At 57.0% G+C, this 19,889-nt stretch carries 17 protein-coding genes and 1 pseudogene; 17 read left to right on the top strand and 1 reads right to left on the bottom strand.

The features are described 5' to 3' along the window. The first annotated feature begins 74 nt into the window (after positions 1 to 74). From uvrB to ACZ1G5_RS13275, 4 genes are all read left to right on the top strand, one after another. Positions 75 to 2,276 (top strand): excinuclease ABC subunit UvrB, encoded by a 2,202-nt coding sequence (gene uvrB, locus ACZ1G5_RS13290; protein ID WP_472733295.1) that lies wholly within the window; start codon positions 75 to 77, stop codon positions 2,274 to 2,276. A gap of 292 nt (positions 2,277 to 2,568) precedes the next feature. Next, on the top strand, positions 2,569 to 3,393 hold the full coding sequence (locus ACZ1G5_RS13285) for a formylglycine-generating enzyme family protein (protein WP_472733294.1): 825 nt from the start codon (positions 2,569 to 2,571) through the stop codon (positions 3,391 to 3,393). 395 nt (positions 3,394 to 3,788) lie between these two features. After that, positions 3,789 to 4,217 carry an excinuclease ABC subunit B gene (locus ACZ1G5_RS13280; protein WP_472733293.1) on the top strand — a complete coding sequence of 143 codons (429 nt, stop codon included), beginning with the start codon at positions 3,789 to 3,791 and terminating at the stop codon, positions 4,215 to 4,217. Between the two features lie 9 nt (positions 4,218 to 4,226). After that, entirely contained in the window at positions 4,227 to 4,697 is a 471-nt protein-coding gene (locus ACZ1G5_RS13275) for a pyridoxamine 5-phosphate oxidase (protein ID WP_472733292.1), read from the top strand. Here ACZ1G5_RS13275 and ACZ1G5_RS13270 read toward each other — a convergent pair. Continuing rightward, positions 4,692 to 5,186: an NYN domain-containing protein gene (locus ACZ1G5_RS13270; protein WP_472733291.1), complete on the bottom strand. Its 495-nt coding sequence runs from the start codon at positions 5,184 to 5,186 to the stop codon at positions 4,692 to 4,694. The two genes, ACZ1G5_RS13275 and ACZ1G5_RS13270, sit on opposite strands and share 6 nt — an antisense overlap. A 379-nt stretch (positions 5,187 to 5,565) precedes the next feature. Between ACZ1G5_RS13270 and ACZ1G5_RS13265 the strand changes: the two genes are divergently transcribed. From ACZ1G5_RS13265 to ACZ1G5_RS13205, 13 genes and pseudogenes are all read left to right on the top strand, one after another. Continuing rightward, positions 5,566 to 6,948, top strand: coding sequence for an aminotransferase family protein (locus ACZ1G5_RS13265; protein WP_472733290.1), 1,383 nt, complete (start codon positions 5,566 to 5,568; stop codon positions 6,946 to 6,948). 283 nt (positions 6,949 to 7,231) lie between these two features. Further along, complete coding sequence (gene pdxR, locus ACZ1G5_RS13260; RefSeq protein ID WP_472733289.1) at positions 7,232 to 8,692, top strand: MocR-like pyridoxine biosynthesis transcription factor PdxR; 1,461 nt, start codon at positions 7,232 to 7,234, stop codon at positions 8,690 to 8,692. Between the two features lie 161 nt (positions 8,693 to 8,853). Continuing rightward, on the top strand, positions 8,854 to 10,626 hold the full coding sequence (gene xsc / locus ACZ1G5_RS13255) for a sulfoacetaldehyde acetyltransferase (RefSeq protein WP_472733288.1): 1,773 nt from the start codon (positions 8,854 to 8,856) through the stop codon (positions 10,624 to 10,626). Beyond that, entirely contained in the window at positions 10,623 to 11,375 is a 753-nt protein-coding gene (locus ACZ1G5_RS13250) for a TSUP family transporter (protein ID WP_472734336.1), read from the top strand. Before xsc ends, ACZ1G5_RS13250 begins: the two co-directional genes overlap by 4 nt. A gap of 1 nt (position 11,376) precedes the next feature. Beyond that, complete coding sequence (locus ACZ1G5_RS13245; protein ID WP_472733287.1) at positions 11,377 to 12,312, top strand: phosphate acyltransferase; 936 nt, start codon at positions 11,377 to 11,379, stop codon at positions 12,310 to 12,312. Beyond that, the gene (locus tag ACZ1G5_RS13240) at positions 12,309 to 13,373 is read left to right on the top strand and encodes an acetate/propionate family kinase (protein WP_472733286.1); all 1,065 of its coding nucleotides are present in this window, start codon (positions 12,309 to 12,311) and stop codon (positions 13,371 to 13,373) included. The genes ACZ1G5_RS13245 and ACZ1G5_RS13240 overlap by 4 nt, the downstream gene beginning before the upstream one ends. Then, positions 13,374 to 13,670, top strand: a complete 297-nt coding sequence (locus ACZ1G5_RS13235; RefSeq protein WP_472734382.1) for a hypothetical protein — start codon at positions 13,374 to 13,376, stop codon at positions 13,668 to 13,670. It begins immediately after the preceding gene. Beyond that, positions 13,619 to 14,140, top strand: a complete 522-nt coding sequence (locus ACZ1G5_RS13230; RefSeq protein ID WP_472734335.1) for a TSUP family transporter — start codon at positions 13,619 to 13,621, stop codon at positions 14,138 to 14,140. Before ACZ1G5_RS13235 ends, ACZ1G5_RS13230 begins: the two co-directional genes overlap by 52 nt. After that, a complete protein-coding gene (locus ACZ1G5_RS13225; RefSeq protein ID WP_472733285.1) occupies positions 14,137 to 15,150 on the top strand; it encodes a YeiH family protein in 1,014 nt (337 codons plus the stop codon). Before ACZ1G5_RS13230 ends, ACZ1G5_RS13225 begins: the two co-directional genes overlap by 4 nt. Before the next feature lie 23 nt (positions 15,151 to 15,173). Beyond that, positions 15,174 to 18,004 (top strand): annotated as a pseudogene (locus ACZ1G5_RS13220) (molybdopterin oxidoreductase family protein). Next, entirely contained in the window at positions 18,001 to 18,192 is a 192-nt protein-coding gene (locus ACZ1G5_RS13215) for a hypothetical protein (RefSeq protein ID WP_472733284.1), read from the top strand. Before ACZ1G5_RS13220 ends, ACZ1G5_RS13215 begins: the two are co-directional and overlap by 4 nt. After that, on the top strand, positions 18,189 to 18,950 hold the full coding sequence (locus ACZ1G5_RS13210) for a 4Fe-4S dicluster domain-containing protein (RefSeq protein ID WP_472733283.1): 762 nt from the start codon (positions 18,189 to 18,191) through the stop codon (positions 18,948 to 18,950). Before ACZ1G5_RS13215 ends, ACZ1G5_RS13210 begins: the two co-directional genes overlap by 4 nt. Then, on the top strand, positions 18,950 to 19,822 hold the full coding sequence (locus ACZ1G5_RS13205) for a dimethyl sulfoxide reductase anchor subunit family protein (protein ID WP_472733282.1): 873 nt from the start codon (positions 18,950 to 18,952) through the stop codon (positions 19,820 to 19,822). Before ACZ1G5_RS13210 ends, ACZ1G5_RS13205 begins: the two co-directional genes overlap by 1 nt. Positions 19,823 to 19,889: the final 67 nt, after the last annotated feature.

The raw sequence follows: 19,889 nt of genomic DNA, 5'->3' as shown, positions 1-19,889 counted from the left end.
TCCTGTCAGCAGCCACCCTTGAACCCCCATCCAAACGGGTCAACTATAGGGATAACCCCAAAGGATCCCGCATCATGGCCGACGCTGCGACTGACGAGCACCAATATCTGTCCAACCCCGCCCCCGACATCAAAACCCGCGAAAAGCTGGAAGGCGGCAAGCGCTTCGTGCTGCAAACCGAATTTGAACCGGCAGGCGACCAGCCCACAGCGATCAAGGAATTGTCCGAAGGCATCCGGAACGGCGAACGCGATCAGGTTCTGCTGGGCGCCACAGGCACCGGCAAAACCTTCACCATGGCCAAGATGATCGAGGAGACCCAACGCCCCGCCATCATCCTTGCGCCCAACAAAACATTGGCAGCCCAGCTTTACGGCGAATTCAAAGGGTTCTTCCCGGACAACGCCGTCGAATATTTTGTGTCTTATTACGACTACTACCAACCCGAAGCCTACGTCGCCCGGTCGGACACCTACATCGAGAAAGAATCCCAGATCAACGAACAGATCGACCGGATGCGCCACTCCGCCACCCGGGCACTTCTGGAACGCGACGATGTGATCATCGTGGCCTCGGTGTCCTGCATTTACGGTATCGGGTCGGTCGAAACTTACGGGGCGATGACGCAAGACATCCACGTCGGCCGCGAATACGACCAGCGCAAGATCATGGCAGACCTCATCGCGCAGCAATACCGGCGCAACGATCAGGCGTTTCAGCGGGGCACCTTCCGGGTACGCGGGGACTCACTCGAAGTTTGGCCTGCCCACCTTGATGACCGCGCATGGAAACTGTCGTTCTTTGGGGAAGAGCTGGAGAACATCACCGAGTTCGACCCGCTGACAGGCGACAAAACCGACACGTTTGAAAAGGTACGCATCTACGCCAACAGTCACTACGTCACCCCCCGCCCGACAATGAACCAAGCCATCATCGGCATCAAAAAAGAACTGCGGATGCGGCTGGACCAATTGGTCGGCGAAGGCAAACTGCTCGAAGCACAGCGACTGGAACAGCGCTGCAACTTCGATCTGGAAATGCTCGAGGCGACGGGCGTCTGCAACGGCATCGAAAACTACTCGCGCTACCTCACAGGCCGCGCACCGGGCGAGCCACCGCCCACCCTGTTCGAATTCATCCCCGACAATGCCATCGTCTTCGCCGACGAATCCCACGTCTCCGTCCCCCAAATCGGCGGCATGTACAAAGGCGACTACCGGCGCAAATTCACACTGGCCGAACACGGGTTCCGCCTGCCCTCTTGCATGGACAACCGGCCCCTGAAGTTCGAGGAATGGGACGCCATGCGCCCGCAATCCGTCTTCGTCTCGGCCACGCCCGCGGCGTGGGAGCTGGAACAGGCCGGCGGCGTCTTCACTGAACAGATCATCCGCCCCACCGGCCTGATCGACCCCGAGATTGAAATCCGGCCCGTTGAGATGCAAGTCGATGACCTGCTGGACGAGGTCCGCAAGGTCGCCGCCGATGGCTATCGCACGCTGGTCACGACGCTGACCAAACGCATGGCCGAAGACCTGACCGAATACATGCACGAACAGGGCATCAAGGTCCGCTATATGCACAGCGACATCGACACGATCGAGCGGATCGAAATCCTGCGTGACCTGCGCTTGGGCGCATTCGATGTGCTGATCGGGATCAACCTGCTGCGCGAAGGCCTCGATATCCCCGAATGCGGGCTGGTCGCGATCTTGGATGCCGACAAAGAAGGCTTCCTGCGGTCTGAAACATCCCTCGTGCAAACCATCGGCCGCGCCGCGCGCAACGCCGAAGGGCGCGTGATCATGTACGCCGACCGGATCACGGGTTCGATGGAACGGGCGATGAAGGAAACCGAACGGCGACGGGTCAAGCAGCTGGCCTATAACGAAGAACACGGGATCACGCCACAGACGGTCAAAAAGAACGTCGAGGATATTCTGGCAGGCCTCTACAAAGGTGACGTCGACATGAACCGGGTCACAGCCAAGGTCGACAAACCGATGGCCGGGGCCAACCTGCAAGCCGTGCTGGACGGGCTACGCACCGACATGCGCAAGGCAGCAGAGAACCTGGAGTTCGAAGAGGCCGCAAGACTGCGGGATGAGGTGAAGCGGCTGGAAACGGTGGAACTGACCGTGGCAGACGACCCGCTGGCGCGGCAGCAGGCCGTGGATAAAGCAGTCGACGACGCGCAGAAGGCATCCGGGCGCAGCACCGGTGGGCGCGGCGGGATGCGTGGGGGGAAGAGTAGGTATGGTGGGAAGCGGAAATAGCGTTTGGACATCCAGAACCGGTCACTCGCCTAACTGCTGCATTATCCCTATACGGTCATGCGCATGAGTGGCGGTCGGGCGACATCAACTGGCCGCTGGACGTGATCGCACCGAACCAAAAGATGACAGCGAATCTAATTGAATTTATATGAACTGAGCCGACCATATCGTGTGGCGATCGAAACTAGCGAGGCGAATTCAGATCCGACTTCTTTTTGCATCAATTTTGGCCGCTTCGCCCGTAAGCGCAGCTCCTTTCGATACGTTCCGCGATTGCGACGTTTGTCCTGAAATGATCGAGTTGCCAAAGGGGCAGTTCGTCATGGGACAGCGATCAGGTGAATTCAGGTACACCAAACATCTGACCACCGAAGGACTGGTGGAGCTTCAACCACATGAGTTTCCAGCACGCCCAAGTGAACTTCCGATGGTGAAAGTTGATATTGACCTGCAGATCGCCATGGGCCGAAACGAAATCACCTTCGGTGAATGGTATGCATGTGTCGCGGACGGCGGATGCGGTGGCTTTGAGCCAGAAATGAGTGTTGGCGCGACAGAATATACGACACGCCATCCGGTTACCAATATCAACTACCTTGACGCGCTTTCATACATCGAGTGGCTGAATACAAAAACTAGCGATGGTCACTATCGACTTCCGACAGAAGCCGAGTGGGAGTATGCCGCACGTGCAGGGACGGAAACGCGATTTGCACAGGGCGATGATTTGACCTCTGAGCAAGCGAATTTTTCTGGCGTTGGTACAGAGAATTATTTGGGTACTTCGCGGCCAGATTTGGCCACACACGGCGTGCCGCTTTCAGTTGACAGCCTAAATGCAACGAACCCTTGGGGTCTAAGACACATGTCAGGGAACATAAACGAATATACTTCGTCTTGTTACACCAGCAGCGTTCCAGATCTGGGGACAGCCAGCGCATGGGCCGCAATCCCCATTGATCTGGATAAGTGCAATCCGGCCCTCAGAGGGGGGCTGTATGCGCTACCAATGGATTTTAATCGCCCCGCTTCGCGATACCCAGACAGACGTCCGCTTCTTCGCGGGAACTTTTTTGGATTTAGAGTTTTGAAGGAATTTGACTATGGGAACTCATGAAGAAAATATTGAGAACTCAGAGAAAGCGTAGGATGGGTGCTCGCACCCATATCACACCCCACCCCACCTGATGACACCCCGCACCGGCCACTCGCGGACCGGTTATCTACACCGGGGCCCAATAGTTCTTCGATAACGCCGATAGGTCGGGGTTCACCCCGACACCCCCAAACCTTAACCCCAAATTCACACATCCACCGCACGCGCCCTTAACCCACCAAATCCATGCCAACTGTACGTACAGCTTCTGTACAGCATCTGTACGCATCCCATACTGCCGCTCACCCCATAAAACCCTACATTAACAGGCGCTGCCGTGGCCGCCCCGTCCACACCGCACCATCACCCCACCGCGCGTTGCTTGCCCGCCGCCGCGATCCGCCTACATCCTCCTCATGCGCACCGTTCTCGCCTTCCTCCTCCTCGCCTCCCCCGCCACCGCGTGGGAGTTTTCGGCAAGCCCGATCTGCACGCTGACTGACACGTCGGACACCGGCGACATCACCGTCACATACGACCCCGCCATAACCGAATACACCATCACCGTCACCCTACCCGACGCGACATGGCCCGACGCCCAAACCTTTGGCATGGCCTTCGCGAACGACCGCCCCATCAACATCCAGACAGACCGCTTCTCCATCAGTGCCGATGGCCGCAGCCTGACGGTCAAGGATCGTGGTTTTGGTAATGTTCTGAATGGGTTGGAATTCAACACGCGGGCCTATGCTATGCTGGGTGACGTCACCGTCGGCTTTGCATTGGACGGGATTGACCCCGCAATCACTGCCTTTCGGAATTGCCCCGCTGATAACCTTGCGTGAGCCAGCGCAATGACCGCGCGCGACCCGATCAACCCCACGGACAAAGCCGCTGTTGAACAGGCGCGTGACCTGCTGTGCACCGCGCGCTTCGGCGCTTTGGCTGTAACCCATCCGGTCACACAGACACCCTACGTTTCGCGCGTTGCACTGCTCTGGTCAGAGGGTCATCTTTTTACCCTGATCTCTGCCCTGTCGACACATACGCAAGCATTACACGCCAATCCCGCCTGCGCGGCACTGATTGGCGAACCGGGTCCCAAGGGCGATCCGCTCACCCACCCGCGTATGACGGTCTCAGCGATAGCAGAACGCGCCGACAAAGCAGACATGAAACAGGCCTGGCTTGCAGCGATCCCAAAGGCCCAACTTTACTATGATTTCAGTGACTTCCGGCTTTTCGCGCTGATCCCTAAAGCGATTGATCTGAACGGCGGTTTTGGCAAGGCATATCGGCTTGCCCCCGACGATCTGACCTCATAGCCGACCGCGCCAGACGACGGCGCCCTCGCGCCACGTACCGCCAATCAGTTGTCCCTTTTTTGCGGCCAGCGGGAACCTGACCCGCCAATCGCGAAACCTGTCATTTGTGATCACTCGCAGGCTATACCGTGACGCAAAGCGCAAGATTGCTTCGTCCGCAACCACGCCTTTATCAACGACGCATATTTGCTTCGCCGGGATACTGATCAGCGATGCCAGCTTCGCCTCATCATAGTAGTGGTCATCCAGCAGGTATCCGACGTTGGCGTCAAAGAAGACGATCGGCATCAGACCCCTGTCCGTGAGGGCACGGATGACACGCGAAAGAACCATTGCAGACGGCCCGTCGCCCCAATGCATGACATTCGATCCATCCACGACAATCGCGTTCGGCGGCAGTTTGCCTGACACCTTTCCACGACGGCGTAACAGCAACAGAAAAAGAGAACCAAGCAGGAGCAGCGCAAGAAATAGAAGATCGGTCAGCATGGGCGCAACAAACCAAGACGGGAGCGAAATGACCATCCTGTCACTGCATTTATTCGACGCTTGTCTGATGCCCAAGAAATTGACAAATCCGGGCGCGACGCCGGAAAAACATGCGCTTTGGTCAATTCAGGATATTCTGCCGCAGGTCGACCGAAATGGAGCATCGTTCACTGCCTGACGCTGATTGCCTCACTTTATCAGCTACTTACCAACGCAACGGTCAAAGAGTTCTCCCGACAAACTTCTGTTTTGGATATAATTAACAAGTCGATCTGGCCCTACTGAGACAGGACGTCGTACAGGCAAAATACAGCAGTTTTGGGCCATCACTGAACTGGATTCGTGCAGCCCACCTCTTCAATTTGAATGGAGTACGAACATGGACACGCTAAATTTCGCAAATGATCCCGAGCATGTTGTCGAAGCGGACCGCGCACATGTTTGGCATCACCTGAGCCAGCATAAACCCTACGAGAAGGTGGACCCACGCATCATTGTTGAGGGCAAGGGCCTGCGCGTCTGGGATATCAAAGGCAAAGAACATATCGATGCCGTCTCAGGTGGTGTCTGGACGGTGAATGTGGGTTATGGCCGTGAACGGATCGGCAAGGCGATCTCTGATGCTGTGACTAAGATGTGCTTTTTCGGCGGCACCGCTGGTACCATTCCGGGCGCGCAGTTTGCAGAGATGCTGATCGACAAAATGCCCGGGTTGGATCGCGTTTACTATGCCAACTCTGGCTCAGAGGCGAATGAGAAAGCCTTCAAGATGGTCCGCCAGATCAGCCACAAGCATTATGGCGGCAAAAAGCAAAAGATCCTCTATCGCGAGCGGGATTATCACGGCTCAACCATTGCCACGATGTCGGCCGGTGGTCAGGACGAACGCAACGCACAATACGGACCCTTTACCCCCGGCTTTATCCGCGTGCCGCATTGTATGGAATACCGTTCACAGGACGGCAGCCTTGGCGAAGAATATGGCGTGAAGGCCGCGCAGGCGATTGAGGATGTGATCCTTGCAGAAGGCGCGGACACCATTGGCGCCCTGTGCCTTGAACCGATTACCGCGGGTGGCGGTATCATTGTTCCGCCCAAAGGTTATTGGGAGCGTGTTCAGGAAATCTGCAAAAAGTACGATATTTTGTTGCACATTGATGAAGTGGTTTGCGGCATTGGCCGGACGGGCACCTGGTTCGGCTATCAGCAGTTCGGCGTGCAGCCCGACATCGTGACAATGGCCAAAGGTGTGGCGTCCGGCTATGCAGCGATCTCTTGTTGTGTCACAACGAACCGCGTCTTCGATATGTTTAAGGATGACACCGATCACCTGGGTTATTTCCGCGATATCTCGACTTTTGGAGGCTGCACAGGCGGTCCTGCCGCAGCCATTGAAAACATGAATATCATCGAGGAAGAGGACCTGCGCGGCAATTCTGTCGCGATGGGTGAGCATCTGAAGGGCAACCTTTATGGGCTGATGGAAAAGCATAAGTGGATCGGCGATGTGCGCGGCATGGGTCTTTTTGCAGGTGCGGAGCTGGTCAAGGATCGTGACACCAAAGAACCTGTCGATGAAAAGCACGTTGGCGCCATCGTGGCCGACTGTATGGCGCAGGGGATCATCATCGGTGCAACCAACCGGTCATTGCCGGGCTACAATAATACCCTGTTGTTTGCGCCAGCATTGGTCGCAACGGCAGACGACCTTGATCAAGTGACCGCTGCGGTTGATGAAGCGATCACGCGGGTTTTAGGCTAAGAACCAGTCGGAGCAGGACGAACAATTGCCTGCTCCGCCGTCTGACACGGCGAGTGTAGTGTGCTGGATGTAGCGTAGGTCGCAAAACAAACGCCGCCCAACAGCACAATAAATCCCAGTTGCAAGAATTTCATGGGTCGATCTCCTGAAAGCGCATAGCTATGAAACGGTACAGTGCGCCGTTTCCGTCGCAATTGCCTGCAAGCCCTAAAGGCGCATCACATCCGCAGCTTGCGCTTTTCATCGTTTAAGTCCAATCTGGCCGCCACATTAAGGCCAGACCATGTCGATATCTGTTGAAACCTTCTTTCTAGACCCGTCTGCCGAAGGCACATTGCAAGCGCGCATTCAGCAAATGGTCGCCCAAGGTATTCTTGCCGGACGCATCCGACCGGGCGAACGGCTGCCGTCGTCGCGAAAAATGGCTGCGCATTTAGGCGTCAGTCGGATCACGGTGACACTGGCCTATACTGAGTTGGTGGCTGATGATTATCTGACCTCACGCGGGCGCTCGGGCTACTTTGTTTCCGAAAACGCGCCTGAGCCCCCAGCCTTTCCAGCGCAACGTTTCAATACCGGGACAGTCGACTGGACCCGGGCTATCGGGCAGCGTTTCACGCCGGGGCTTAGTCTGGACAAGCCGACGGATTGGGCGGACTACCGTTATCAGTTCATTTACGGCCAAGCGGATAAGACGCTCTTTGACAGTGCAAACTGGCGTCTATGTGCACTGCGTGCCTTGGGCATGCGGGACTTCAATGCGCTGACATCTGATTATTTTGACGGTGACGATCCGCAGCTTGTGGATTTTATTGCGCGCCAGACGCTCCCGCGGCGTGGCATTCTTGCGAACCAAGATGAGATACTTGTTACGATGGGTGCGCAAAACGCGCTGTGGCTTTCGGCACAGGTTTTGCTGAATGCGCGCAGACGTGCCGCCATCGAAGATCCCTGTTATCCAGCGCTACGGACAATCCTGACACAGTCGCGCTGCCAGCTTAGCGTTGTGCCGGTTGATACTGATGGCCTGCCTCCGCAAGATTTGCCAGAAAACACTGACGTGGTGTTCACGACACCCAGCCACCAGTGCCCGACAGCGGCGACAATGCCTTTGGCGCGACGCAAGGCACTTCTGGAAAAGGCCGAAGATGAGGATTTCTTGATTGTCGAGGACGACTATGAATTTGAGATGTCATTCCTCAAGTCGCCATCGCCTTCCCTCAAGTCGCTCGATCAAAACGGACGGGTGATCTATGTCGGCTCGTTCTCCAAATCTTTGTTTCCGGGGCTGCGTCTGGGATATCTTGTGGGACCGGCCCCATTCATTCGCGAGGCGCGTGCCCTGCGTGCGACGGTCTTGCGTCACCCACCCGGGCATATTCAACGGACGGTTAGTTACTATCTTTCGCTTGGTCATTATGACGCACTCGTCCGGCGGATGAGCAAAGCGTACCACGAGCGTCGACAGGTCATGGACGACGCTCTTGCGGAGCATGGACTGACGATTGCAGGGCAAGGCACCTATGGCGGATCATCGGTGTGGCTCCGCGCACCCACGGGGACCGATACGACGGAATTATCAGAACGTTTACGGGCCGTTAACGTTCTAGTCGAGCCGGGGGCCCCGTTCTTTGCCGGAGATGCGCCGCCGACAGAGTTCCTGCGGCTTGCCTATTCCTCAATCCCCGCAGCACGTATTCCCGATGGAATTCGCTTGATCGCCAATGCGATCCAAACTACATGATTATTGAGACTTGCGGTCTCATTTACAATTCATTTGGACTTAGGAACGGTCCACAATTGGACCTAACGCTGAGTGCATGCAGAAATTAATGTCGCTGCAACGAAAACGGGGGGATTCTGCGCCCCCATTTTCTATGGAATTTTAGGGAAGGACCCATCGCCATGAAGATGACCACTGAAGAAGCTTTCGTCAAAACGCTCCAAGCACACGGCATTCGTAACGCCTTCGGGATTATCGGCTCTGCCATGATGCCCATCTCTGATATTTTTCCCAAAGCGGGCATCACGTTCTGGGACTGCGCCCATGAAATGACCGCGGGCATGATGGCTGACGGCTACACCCGCGCCACCGGCGAAATGTCGATGATGATCGCGCAAAACGGTCCCGGCATCACGAACTTCGTCACATCCGTGAAAACTGCTTATTGGAACCACACACCTTGCTTGCTGGTCACACCACAGGCGGCCAACAAAACAATCGGCCAGGGTGGCTTTCAGGAAATGGAACAGATGAACCTGTTCGCTGATTGTGTAGCCTATCAAGAAGAAGTCCGCGATCCGACCCGCATCTGCGAAGTGCTGGCCCGCGTGATTTCTAAGGCGCACCGCCTTTCCGGTCCGGCCCAGATCAACATCCCACGTGATTTCTGGACACAAGTTGTCGACATCGAAATCCCCGAGCCGATTAACTTTGAGGTATCCCCAGGTGGTACCGAGTCCATCTCAGCGGCCGCTGAAATGCTCTCGACTGCAAAGTTCCCGGTCATCCTGAACGGCGCTGGCGTTGTTCTGGCCGAAGGCGGCATCGAAGCATCCCGCGTCTTGGCTGAAAAGCTCGACGCGCCAGTATGCGTTGGCTACCAGCACAACGATGCGTTCCCAGGCAACCACCCTCTATTCGCGGGTCCTTTGGGCTATAACGGGTCCAAGGCCGGGATGGAGCTGATCAGCAAAGCCGACGTCGTTCTGGCATTGGGCACACGTTTGAACCCATTCTCGACCCTGCCCGGTTACGGCATTGATTACTGGCCCACAAACGCCAAGATCATTCAGGTTGACATCAACCCAGACCGCATCGGTCTGACCAAGAAGGTCACCGTTGGTATCGTGGGCGATGCGGCCAAAGTCGCCAAGGGTATCACCGCGCAGCTGGCGGACGACGCTGGTGACACAGGTCGCGCAGAGCGTAAGAACATGATCGCGCAGACCAAATCTGCATGGGCGCAGGAACTGACCTCGCTTGATCATGAACAGGATGATCCGGGCACCACATGGAACGAGCGCGCACGCGCCGCCCGTCCAGACTGGATGTCCCCGCGTCAGGCATGGCGTGCTATTCAGGCCGCGATGCCGGAAGATGCAATCATTTCGTCTGACATCGGCAACAACTGCGCGATTGGTAACGCCTACCCAAGCTTCCCAACAGGTCGCAAGTATCTGGCGCCGGGCCTCTTTGGTCCTTGTGGCTACGGTCTGCCTGCGATCATCGGTGCGAAGATCGGCCAAAAAGATGTGCCGGTCATCGGTTTCGCGGGTGACGGCGCCTTCGGTATCTCTGTCAACGAACTGACAGCGATTGGGCGCGACGAATGGCCTGCCATCACACAGATCGTGTTCCGCAACTACCAGTGGGGTGCTGAAAAGCGGAACTCGACCCTGTGGTTCAACGACAATTTCGTCGGCACCGAGCTGGACATGAAAGTGTCTTACGCAGGGATCGCCAATGCATGTGGCCTGAAGGGCGTTCAAGTCAACACGATGGACGATCTGACCGCCGCACTAAACGAAGCGATCAAAGATCAGATGGAAAACAACACAACCACGCTGATTGAGGTCATTCTGAACCAGGAATTGGGCGAGCCATTCCGCCGTGACGCCATGAAGAAACCTGTCGAAGTGGCCGGTATCTCGAAATCCGATATGGCTGCTGAATAAGCTTGCCATTCGACCTTGGCCCCGGCACAGCGGCGGCCCTTGCATTTGCTTTGCTGGGGGCCGCTTTCGTCCGGGGCTATTCGGGTTTTGGGTTTTCGGCGATCTTCATCGCTTTTGCAGCCCTTGTCACAAATCCACTCCCCCTTATTCCGGTGGTCTTTGCATGCGAAATGGTGATGACAGTCTTTCAGGCCCGCGGCATTCGCGGACATGTCGACTGGCGCAGGGTTTTGTCGTTGCTGGTGGGGGCCGCCATAGCGTTGCCCTTCTCAGTCTCAGTGATCTTGTCAGTTGGCGAAGACACCGCACGCATCGCGATTTCAGCGATTATTCTCCTACTCTCACTTGTTCTGCTGACCGGCTGGACGCTCAAAACCCAGATTGGTCCAATGGGTCATTGTGGCGTGGGCATCGTCTCGGGCGCATGCAACAGCGCGGGGATCGGCGGCTTGCCTGTCGCCGCGTTCATGTCAGCGCAACCGATGGAAGCCGCCATATTTCGCGCCACCATGATTGTCTACCTGACCGGGCTGGACATGATCACAATGCCCCTGCTTTGGGCGGGTGGTTTAGTGACATGGGATACCGTGATCGGTGTCACCATGGCCTTTCCCATGCTGGGCTTAGGCGTTTGGCTGGGCAGTCGCCAGTTTCTATCAGCCTCCCCTTCCACATTCAGGCGCTTTGCGGTGATGTTGCTGCTGGCACTTTCCGTTCTGGGCCTGCTGCGTGTCATTCTAAGGATGTAATATGACCTCTCCGTTCCTTTCTACCCGCGAGGCCGTAGCCCCCGCTGACCTGATCGCCCGCGCGCAAGGCTTTGGTGCACCGCGCGTGGCTATCGCGCGCGCCGGATCACCCTTGCCGATGGAAGCCGCCGAGGACGCAACCAAGGCTGGCATCATGGTGCCCGTTTTTGTGGGTGAGGCCGATATGATCCGGGCCGAGGCCGCAAAACTGGATTGGGACATTTCCGGCTATGCGCTGCACGACACCACGGGTGAAGAAGAGGCCGGCAAAACCGCCGCTGCCCTCTGTGGCGCTGGCGAGGCTGATGTTTTGATGAAGGGTCAATTGCACACAGACGTCTTTATGAAATCCGCCGTCAGCCGCGATGCGGGCCTGCGGACGGGCGCGCGTTTCGTGCATATCTTCCACATCTCACACCCGGATGGTGGCAAGCCGATCCTGATCTCAGATGCGGCCGTCAACGTGGCGCCCGATCTGACGACGCGGCAGTCATCGATTGTCGAGGTGAAGAACCTATTGAATAAGCTGGGCAATGACCGGCCCAAAATCGCGATCTTGTCTGCAACCGAAAGCGCTATTCCTTCGGTGCCCTCATCAATGGACGGCAAAGAACTGGCCGATTGGGCGAAAGCCAATGTCGAAGGCATTGATGTTTCGGGCCCGCTGGCGCTTGACCTCATCATCTCGCCCGAGGCGGTGGCGACCAAAAAACTGACCGATGATCCCGTCGCGGGTCAAGCGGATGCGATCATTGTACCCGATATCGTTTCAGGCAACGCGCTGTTCAAAGCCTTCGTTTACCTAACCGGCGGCTGCGCCGCTGGCGTCGTCACTGGCGCAAAAGTTCCAATCCTGCTGACCTCGCGCGCCGATCCACCCGCCGCACGCATCGCCTCTGCTGCGCTTGCCGCCATCAGCTGTGGATTGCCAAAGTGATACTGGTTCTGAACGCAGGCTCTTCCTCGCTTAAGATCGAGGTATTTGACGAGGGTCTAGGCTCTGTCATTTCGGGCCGCGTGACGAACCTTGGCACCACTGGCGCGTTGACACTGGGTGAGGCGACATCGACTATCGAAACCCGCGATCATGCGCATGCGCTGGAACTGATGCTGGCCGCATTGGCAGAGGCGGGTTTCCCGCTAACCGCGTTCAATGCTGCCGCACACCGGATTGTGCATGGTGGTGCTGTTCTGACCCAACCTGCGCGGCTGCGCCCGCCGGTGATTGCCACGATCGAAAGCGTGATACCACTGGCGCCACTGCATAACCCGAACAATTTAGCGGGCATCTACGCCTTGCAGGATATGGCCCCCGATCTGCCGCAATATTGCAGCTTTGGGACGGCGTTCCACGCAACCAACCCAGAGGTCGCGACCCGCTACGCCATTCCCCAGACCCACCATGATGCGGGTATCCGGCGCTATGGGTTCCACGGGTTGTCATACGCCAATATGGTTGCCGATTTTGGCGATGACTTGCCGGAACACCTGCTTGCCTTTCACTTGGGCAACGGTGCCAGCCTTTGTGCGATCCATAACGGCAAATCTATCGCAACGTCGATGGGCTACTCCCCCCTGTCCGGCCTGACGATGGGCACGCGATCTGGCGATATCGACGGGGCAGCGGTGCTGCGGATGTCAAAGTCGCTGGGTGAGGATGAAACCGACCGGATGCTGAATAAAAATTCCGGCCTGAAAGCCTTGGCCGGTGACAACAATATGAAAACGCTGCTGGAGCGGGACGACGTGGCGGCCAAATTCGCCGTCGAACATTTCTGCTATTGGGCCGCACGCAATGCTGGCTCAGCGATCATTGCCATGGGTGGGCTCGATGCAGTCGCGTTTACGGGTGGTATTGGTGAAAATGCTGCACCTATCCGCGATCGGATCATGGCTTTTCTGGCCTGTTTCGGCGATGCGCCCGTTCACGTGATTGCAGCGGACGAAGAAAAGCAAATCGCGCGTGATGCGCTTGCGCTGATCGCAGCAGGCCGCTGAATGCTCGAAAGTCTGCTCACCGCTGTTGACCTGACTGGACAAGAGTTCGCGTGGCTGACCCTTATCGTGGTGGTCGCTGGCGTTGTGCGTGGCTTTTCGGGTTTTGCATTGTCAGCGATGATCATGGCAACGGCTGTCATCTTCCTCCCGCCAATCGCACTGATCCCGATGTTATGGTGGTTGGAAGTCAGCGCGTCACTTTTGATGCTGAAGGGGGCTGGACTGATGCCGACCGTGGCACCGCCATCGGTCTGGTCGTTGGCTCGACAGCGGGCTGGCCCATTGGCCTGTGGTTGACACTCAACCTGCCCGTTGAGACGTCAAAACTCGTGGCGCTTTCGGTCATCATCGTCCTTGCGATTTCACAACTGAGCAAACTCAGGCTTGCGTTCCTCGCAACCAAGCCTGGTCTCTATGGGGCTGGCATTGTCGCCGGCATTGTCAGTGGGCTCGCGCATGTGGGTGGGATGGTTGTAGCACTCTATGTACTGGCCAGTGATGCACCCGCACGGCAGATGCGCGGATCGCTGGTGTTGTTCCTTTTCTTGAGTTCGATCACTTCGATGGTCATGCTGTTGGCCTTCGGTATCATGGATTTCTCAGGCATCGCACGCGGGCTTGTCTTCGCGGTTCCAACATTGATCGGCGTCTATTTGGGGCAAAAGCTGTTTGTGCCCTCACTGACGCAATACTATCGTCCGTTTTGCTTGTCCTTGCTCTGCGTTCTTGCGGCAGCCAGTATCATCCGTACGGTGGCTTCGGCATGAGTGCACTTTCCCCAACATTGGCGATAGACCGGGGCAAGGTGCTATTCCCCGGCGTTGTTGTCGCCGGAATGACCGCAATTACGGCGCAGTGGTTGGCCGAACACTATGCAACACCGGCGATGCTTTTGGCGCTCTTACTGGGCATAGCACTCGCTTTTCTGGGGGAAGAAGGCAAAACAGTTGAAGGTATTGGGTTCTCGGCCCGGACGCTGCTGCGGCTTGGCATCGCGCTGCTTGGCGCACGGATCAGCATGGAACTTACGGCGCAACTTGGCTTGCCTCTTGTTCTCTTGATTGTGGGTGCTGTTGCCGCGACGATTGGCTTTGGGCTTTTGATCGGGCCGTTGTTTGGATCAAAGTGGCGCTTTTCGTTTCTGACAGCCGGGTCTGTGGCCATCTGCGGTGCGTCGGCGGCGCTGGCAATCGCCGCAATACTACCCAAGGATGAGAGATCCGAACAGCGATTGCTGTTCACTGTCATGGGTGTCACGGTCCTGTCGACCATCGCGATGATCATCTATCCCATCATAGTGAACCTTCTGGGATTATCCGATCTTGCCGCCGGTGTCTTTCTGGGTGGGACGATTCATGACGTGGCGCAGGTGGTCGGCGCTGGGTTTTCAGTGTCCGAAAGTGTCGGCGACACAGCAACGCTGGTGAAATTAATCAGGGTATCGTTGCTGGCGCCGGTGGTCATTGTCGCAGCGATCGTTATTCGCAGCTTTGCCACACCAGATGAGGGCGGCGAACGCCCGCCTATCATCCCAACCTTTGTGATCGGTTTTCTGGTTCTGGCGACGTTGAATTCGCTGGGCTTCATCCCGATCGCCATTGCTGATTTTCTATCGGAAGCCTCGCGCTGGCTGTTGCTAACGGCCATTGCTGCCGTTGGCATGAAAACCAATCTCAAAAAGGTCCTCGCCGTGGGCGGTGCTGCCATCGCCCTGATCATCACGCAGACCATTTTTATTGCAACTGTCATCCTATCCGGGGTTTACTTCCTCACCTGATAGCCGCCCGAAAGGTAAGCAAAATGTCCCTTGATCAACCACAACTTGATACATCGCCACAGGTCTCAGACGAAGTCAGGAAAACGACTTGCTACATGTGTGCATGTCGTTGTGGGATCAATGTGCATATGAAGGATGGTAAGGTCGCCTATATCGAAGGCAACAAAGACCATCCGGTCAACCAGGGGGTGCTTTGCGCCAAGGGCAGCGCCGGCATCATGCAGCATAACGCCCCATCGCGGTTGCGGGCGCCGTTGAAGCGCGTGGGACCGCGCGGATCGGGGAGTTTGAAGAGATTTCATGGGAAAAAGCGCTGACCATGGCGACGGATCTGCTCAAGCCGATCCGCGAAAAACACCCCGAAAAGCTGGCATTCTTCACGGGCCGCGATCAGTCGCAATCCTTCACAGGCTTTTGGGCGCAAGGGTTCGGGACGCCAAACTTTGCAGCCCACGGCGGGTTCTGTTCGGTCAACATGGCCGCTGCTGGCATCTACACCATGGGCGGCGCGTTCTGGGAATTTGGCCAGCCTGATTGGGACCACACCAAGCTGTTCATGCTGTTCGGCGTTGCCGAGGACCACGACAGCAACCCCATTAAGATGGGTATCGGCAAGTTGAAAGCGCGTGGCGCGCGCATGATCGGTGTGAACCCGATCCGTACCGGGTATAACGCAGTCGCTGACGATTGGGTCGGCATTACACCAGGCACCGATGGCCTGTTTATTCTTGCGATGGTCCACTGTCTGATGAAGGCGGGCAAGGTTGATCTGGACTATCTGGCGCGTTTCACCAACGCCTCTGTCCTTGTGAACGAAGACCCCAAGTCAGAGCAATTTGGCCTGTTCCTGCGCGATGACGAAGGCCAACCCCAAGTGATTGACCGCAACACCGGTCAGCTTGCGCCGTGGAATGGCCAAGGCGTTGAGCCTGATCTGTCTGCAACTTACCGCGCGAAGGGCGTCACCCACCGCCCAGTCTTCCATCAAATGGCGGACCGCTATCTCTCTGACGAATACGCCCCCGAAGCCATTGCCGAACGCTGCGGCATCTCAGCCGAGCGTATCCGCGCCATTGCCGCTGATCTTGCCCGCGTGGCCTTTGATGAGGCGTTTGAACTGGACCGACCATGGACCGACTTCCGCGGCAAAAAGCATGACAAAATGGTCGGTCGCCCGGTCAGTTTCCACGCGATGCGCGGCATCTCGGCCCATTCCAACGGGTTCCAGACCTGCCGCGCGCTGCATGTGCTTCAAATCCTCCTTGGGTCGGTCGAGGTGCCCGGCGGGATGCGGTTCAAACCGCCCTACCCCAAGCCCGCGACAGCGCACCCCAAACCCCACGGCAAAGTCACCCCCGGTGCCGCACTTGACGGCCCACACCTTGGCTATACCCACGGCCCCGAAGACCTGCTGCTGGATGACGAGGGCAATCCCAAGCGGATCGACAAAGCCTATTCATGGGAAAACCCGATGTCGGCCCATGGGTTGATGCATATGGTGATCTCAAACGCCCACGCAGGCGTGCCTTACAAGATCGACACGCTGTTTATGTATATGGCGAACATGTCGTGGAACTCCTCCATGAACGTCGGTGGCGTGCATAAGATGCTGACCGATAAAGATGATGATGGGAACTATGTGATCCCGAACATCATCTACTCTGACGCCTACTCATCGGAAATGGTGGCCTATGCTGACCTCGTCCTGCCCGATACGACGTACCTTGAACGGCACGACTGCATCTCGCTGCTGGACCGCCCGATTTGCGAAGCCGATGGTGTGGCCGATGCTATCCGTTGGCCTGTGGTGGAACCGGACCGTGACGTACGCGGTTTCCAATCCGTGCTGTGCGATCTTGGCGCGCGCCTTGGCATGCCCGGCTTCGTCAATGAAGACGGTAGCCAAAAGTATGAAGACTACGCCGACTACATCACCAACCACATACGGCGGCCCGGTGTCGGACCGCTGGCAGGCTGGCGCCTAGGCGAAAATGGCAAGTTGCAAGGTGGGCGCGGCGAACCCAACGGCGGCCAGTTGCAGAGCTATATCAACAATGGCGGTTTCTGGATCGAACATGTTCCCGAAAACGCGGCCTACTACAAACCCTTCAGCATGGACTACCAGGACTGGGCCGTGAAAATGGGCTTCTATGACGCGGTCCAGCCCTATATCTTCCAGCTTTACGTCGAACCTTTGCGCAAGTTTCAAGCTGCCGCCGAAGGGATCGGCGAGCGGCAACCGCCCGAGCACCTGCGCGAGCGTTTGAAGCTGACAATGGATCCGCTACCGATTTGGTACGGCGCGCTGGAAGACGATGGCGTTGATCTGGATGAATATCCCGTGCACGCGCTGACCCAGCGGCCGATGGCGATGTACCATTCTTGGGGGACGCAGAACGCGTGGTTGCGGCAAATCCACGGCCATAACCCGCTTTATGTGCCCACCAAAATCTGGGAGGCCAATGGCTTCAAAGAGGGCGATTGGGCCAAAGTGTCATCCACCCATGGTTCTATCGTCGTGCCGGTCGCACACCAAGCGTCGCTCAACGCCAACACGGTCTGGACATGGAACGCGATCGGCAAGCGCAAAGGCACATGGGCGCTGGATGAAGGTGCGCCAGAGGCCACCAAAGGCTTCCTGCTCAACCACCTGATCCACGAATTGCTGCCGCCCAAAGGCGACGGTCTGCGCTGGGCCAACTCTGATCCGGTGACAGGTCAAGCGGCATGGTTTGACCTGCGCGTGAAGATCGAAAAGTCCGCCGTCCCCAATGAGGCACAGCCCGCGATGCCTGCGATCAAATCACCCGTTGGCAAAGGCCCCGATGAACTGGGCTGGAAGGTGGGGAAATGACCAACAAACAAGTGCTATTGATGATACTGGCCTTCGTCGGCCTGACCGTTGGCAGCTTCATTTGGTATATCGCCACTTGGGACGCAAAAGAACGGACAGACGTTATGCCCATAGACATGAAGCTTATCATCTTGCCTGAAAAACTCCAGCCGGAGGCTCCGGCACTTCAAGAAAGGGCCGTCCTATGACCCAACTCCCCCTGCCATCCGCCAAGAAACTGGGACTGGTCATTGACCTTGATACTTGCGTTGGCTGTCATGCGTGCGTTGTGTCCTGCAAAGGCTGGAACACCGAAAACTACGGCGCGCCATTGTCCGACCAAGACGCATATGGGGCCAATCCATCAGGCACATTCCTGAATCGGGTCCATTCGTTTGAGGTCCAACCAGACCAAGGCGAGGCCCAGCTGATCCACTTCCCTAAATCCTGCCTGCATTGCGAAGATGCGCCCTGCGTCACCGTCTGCCCAACCGGGGCCAGCTACAAACGGGCCGAGGATGGCATCGTGCTGGTCAATGAAAGCGACTGTATCGGCTGTGGCTTATGCGCTTGGGCCTGCCCTTACGGGGCACGCGAGTTGGACGCCAAAGAAGGTGTCATGAAAAAATGCACCCTTTGCGTTGATCGTATCTATAACGAAAATCTGCCCGAAGAAGACCGCCAGCCCGCCTGCGTACGGACTTGCCCTGCTGGTGCCCGTCACTTTGGTGATTTGGGTGATGAAAACAGTGAGGTGTCGCAGCTGGTCGCTGAACGCGGCGGCTTTGACTTGATGCCCGAACAAGGCACCAAGCCCGTCAACAAATACCTGCCACCACGTCCCAAGGACGAGATGCCGGAATTCGACGTTTTGGCCCCCTATCTTGAACCGATTGCCCAAGACGGCAAAGGTTTTGTTGGTTGGCTTGATAAAGCCCTGTCCGCGATGCCTGGAGGAGCGAAGTAATGCATCCCGCAAGTTCAGTTATTATCTTCAATACGTTCTCGGGCCTTGGGTTTGGCCTCCTGTTCTGGCTTGGCATGGGTGTGATCACGCCAACTGGCACCAGCGCGTTCATCTGGTTTGCACTGGCCTATATCTGTGCGGTCGGCGGCTTAATCGCCTCAACCTTCCACCTTGGTCACCCTGAACGCGCGATTAAAGCGTTCAGCCAATGGCAAACCAGCTGGTTGAGCCGTGAGGGTATCTGTGCCGTTTTCGCCTTGGTGATCATGGCGATTTATGGTGCCGGTTTGGTGTTTGCCAGCACCCCACTACAGTTCACAGGGATCATCGGTGGCATTGCGTCGCTTGGCGTCGTGTTCACCACTTCCATGATCTACACCCAGATGAAAACAGTGCCACGTTGGCGGCACTGGACGACGCCGGCCATGTATCTGCTGTTGTCGGTCGGTGGTGGTGCTTTGCTGGCAGGACAGATCAAGATCGCGGCAGTTCTGTTGATCGCAGGCGGCATCTTGCAAATTTTTGCGTGGGCCAGCGGTGACAGCCGGTTCAAGGCGTCCGGCACGACAATGGAAAGTGCGACAGGGCTGGGCCACATCGGCAAAGTCCGCGCATTTGAACCACCCCATACCGGTACCAACTATCTGATGCGCGAGTTCATCCATCAGGTCGGCCGCAAACATGCAGAGAAGCTGCGGATCATCACCATCGGACTGGCGTTCTTGCTGCCCGTGATCCTGCTTCTCTTGCCGTTCAATCACATCTTTGCAGCCTTGGCGGTACTCAGCCATATCGCGGGCGTGCTGACCCTGCGCTGGTTGTTCTTTGCCCAAGCCGAACATGTGGTCGGCCTCTATTACGGCAAACGCTAGATAACGAAAGGCCCGCAGCGACGCGGGCCTTTTTCATTGGAACGCCAAAAACGTCTAAGGTTACAGC

Source organism: Yoonia sp. JB2-21, assembly GCF_055693545.1.
Note: the sequence above shows the minus strand (reverse complement) of the source record. Positions and strands in the feature narration are given on the sequence as shown.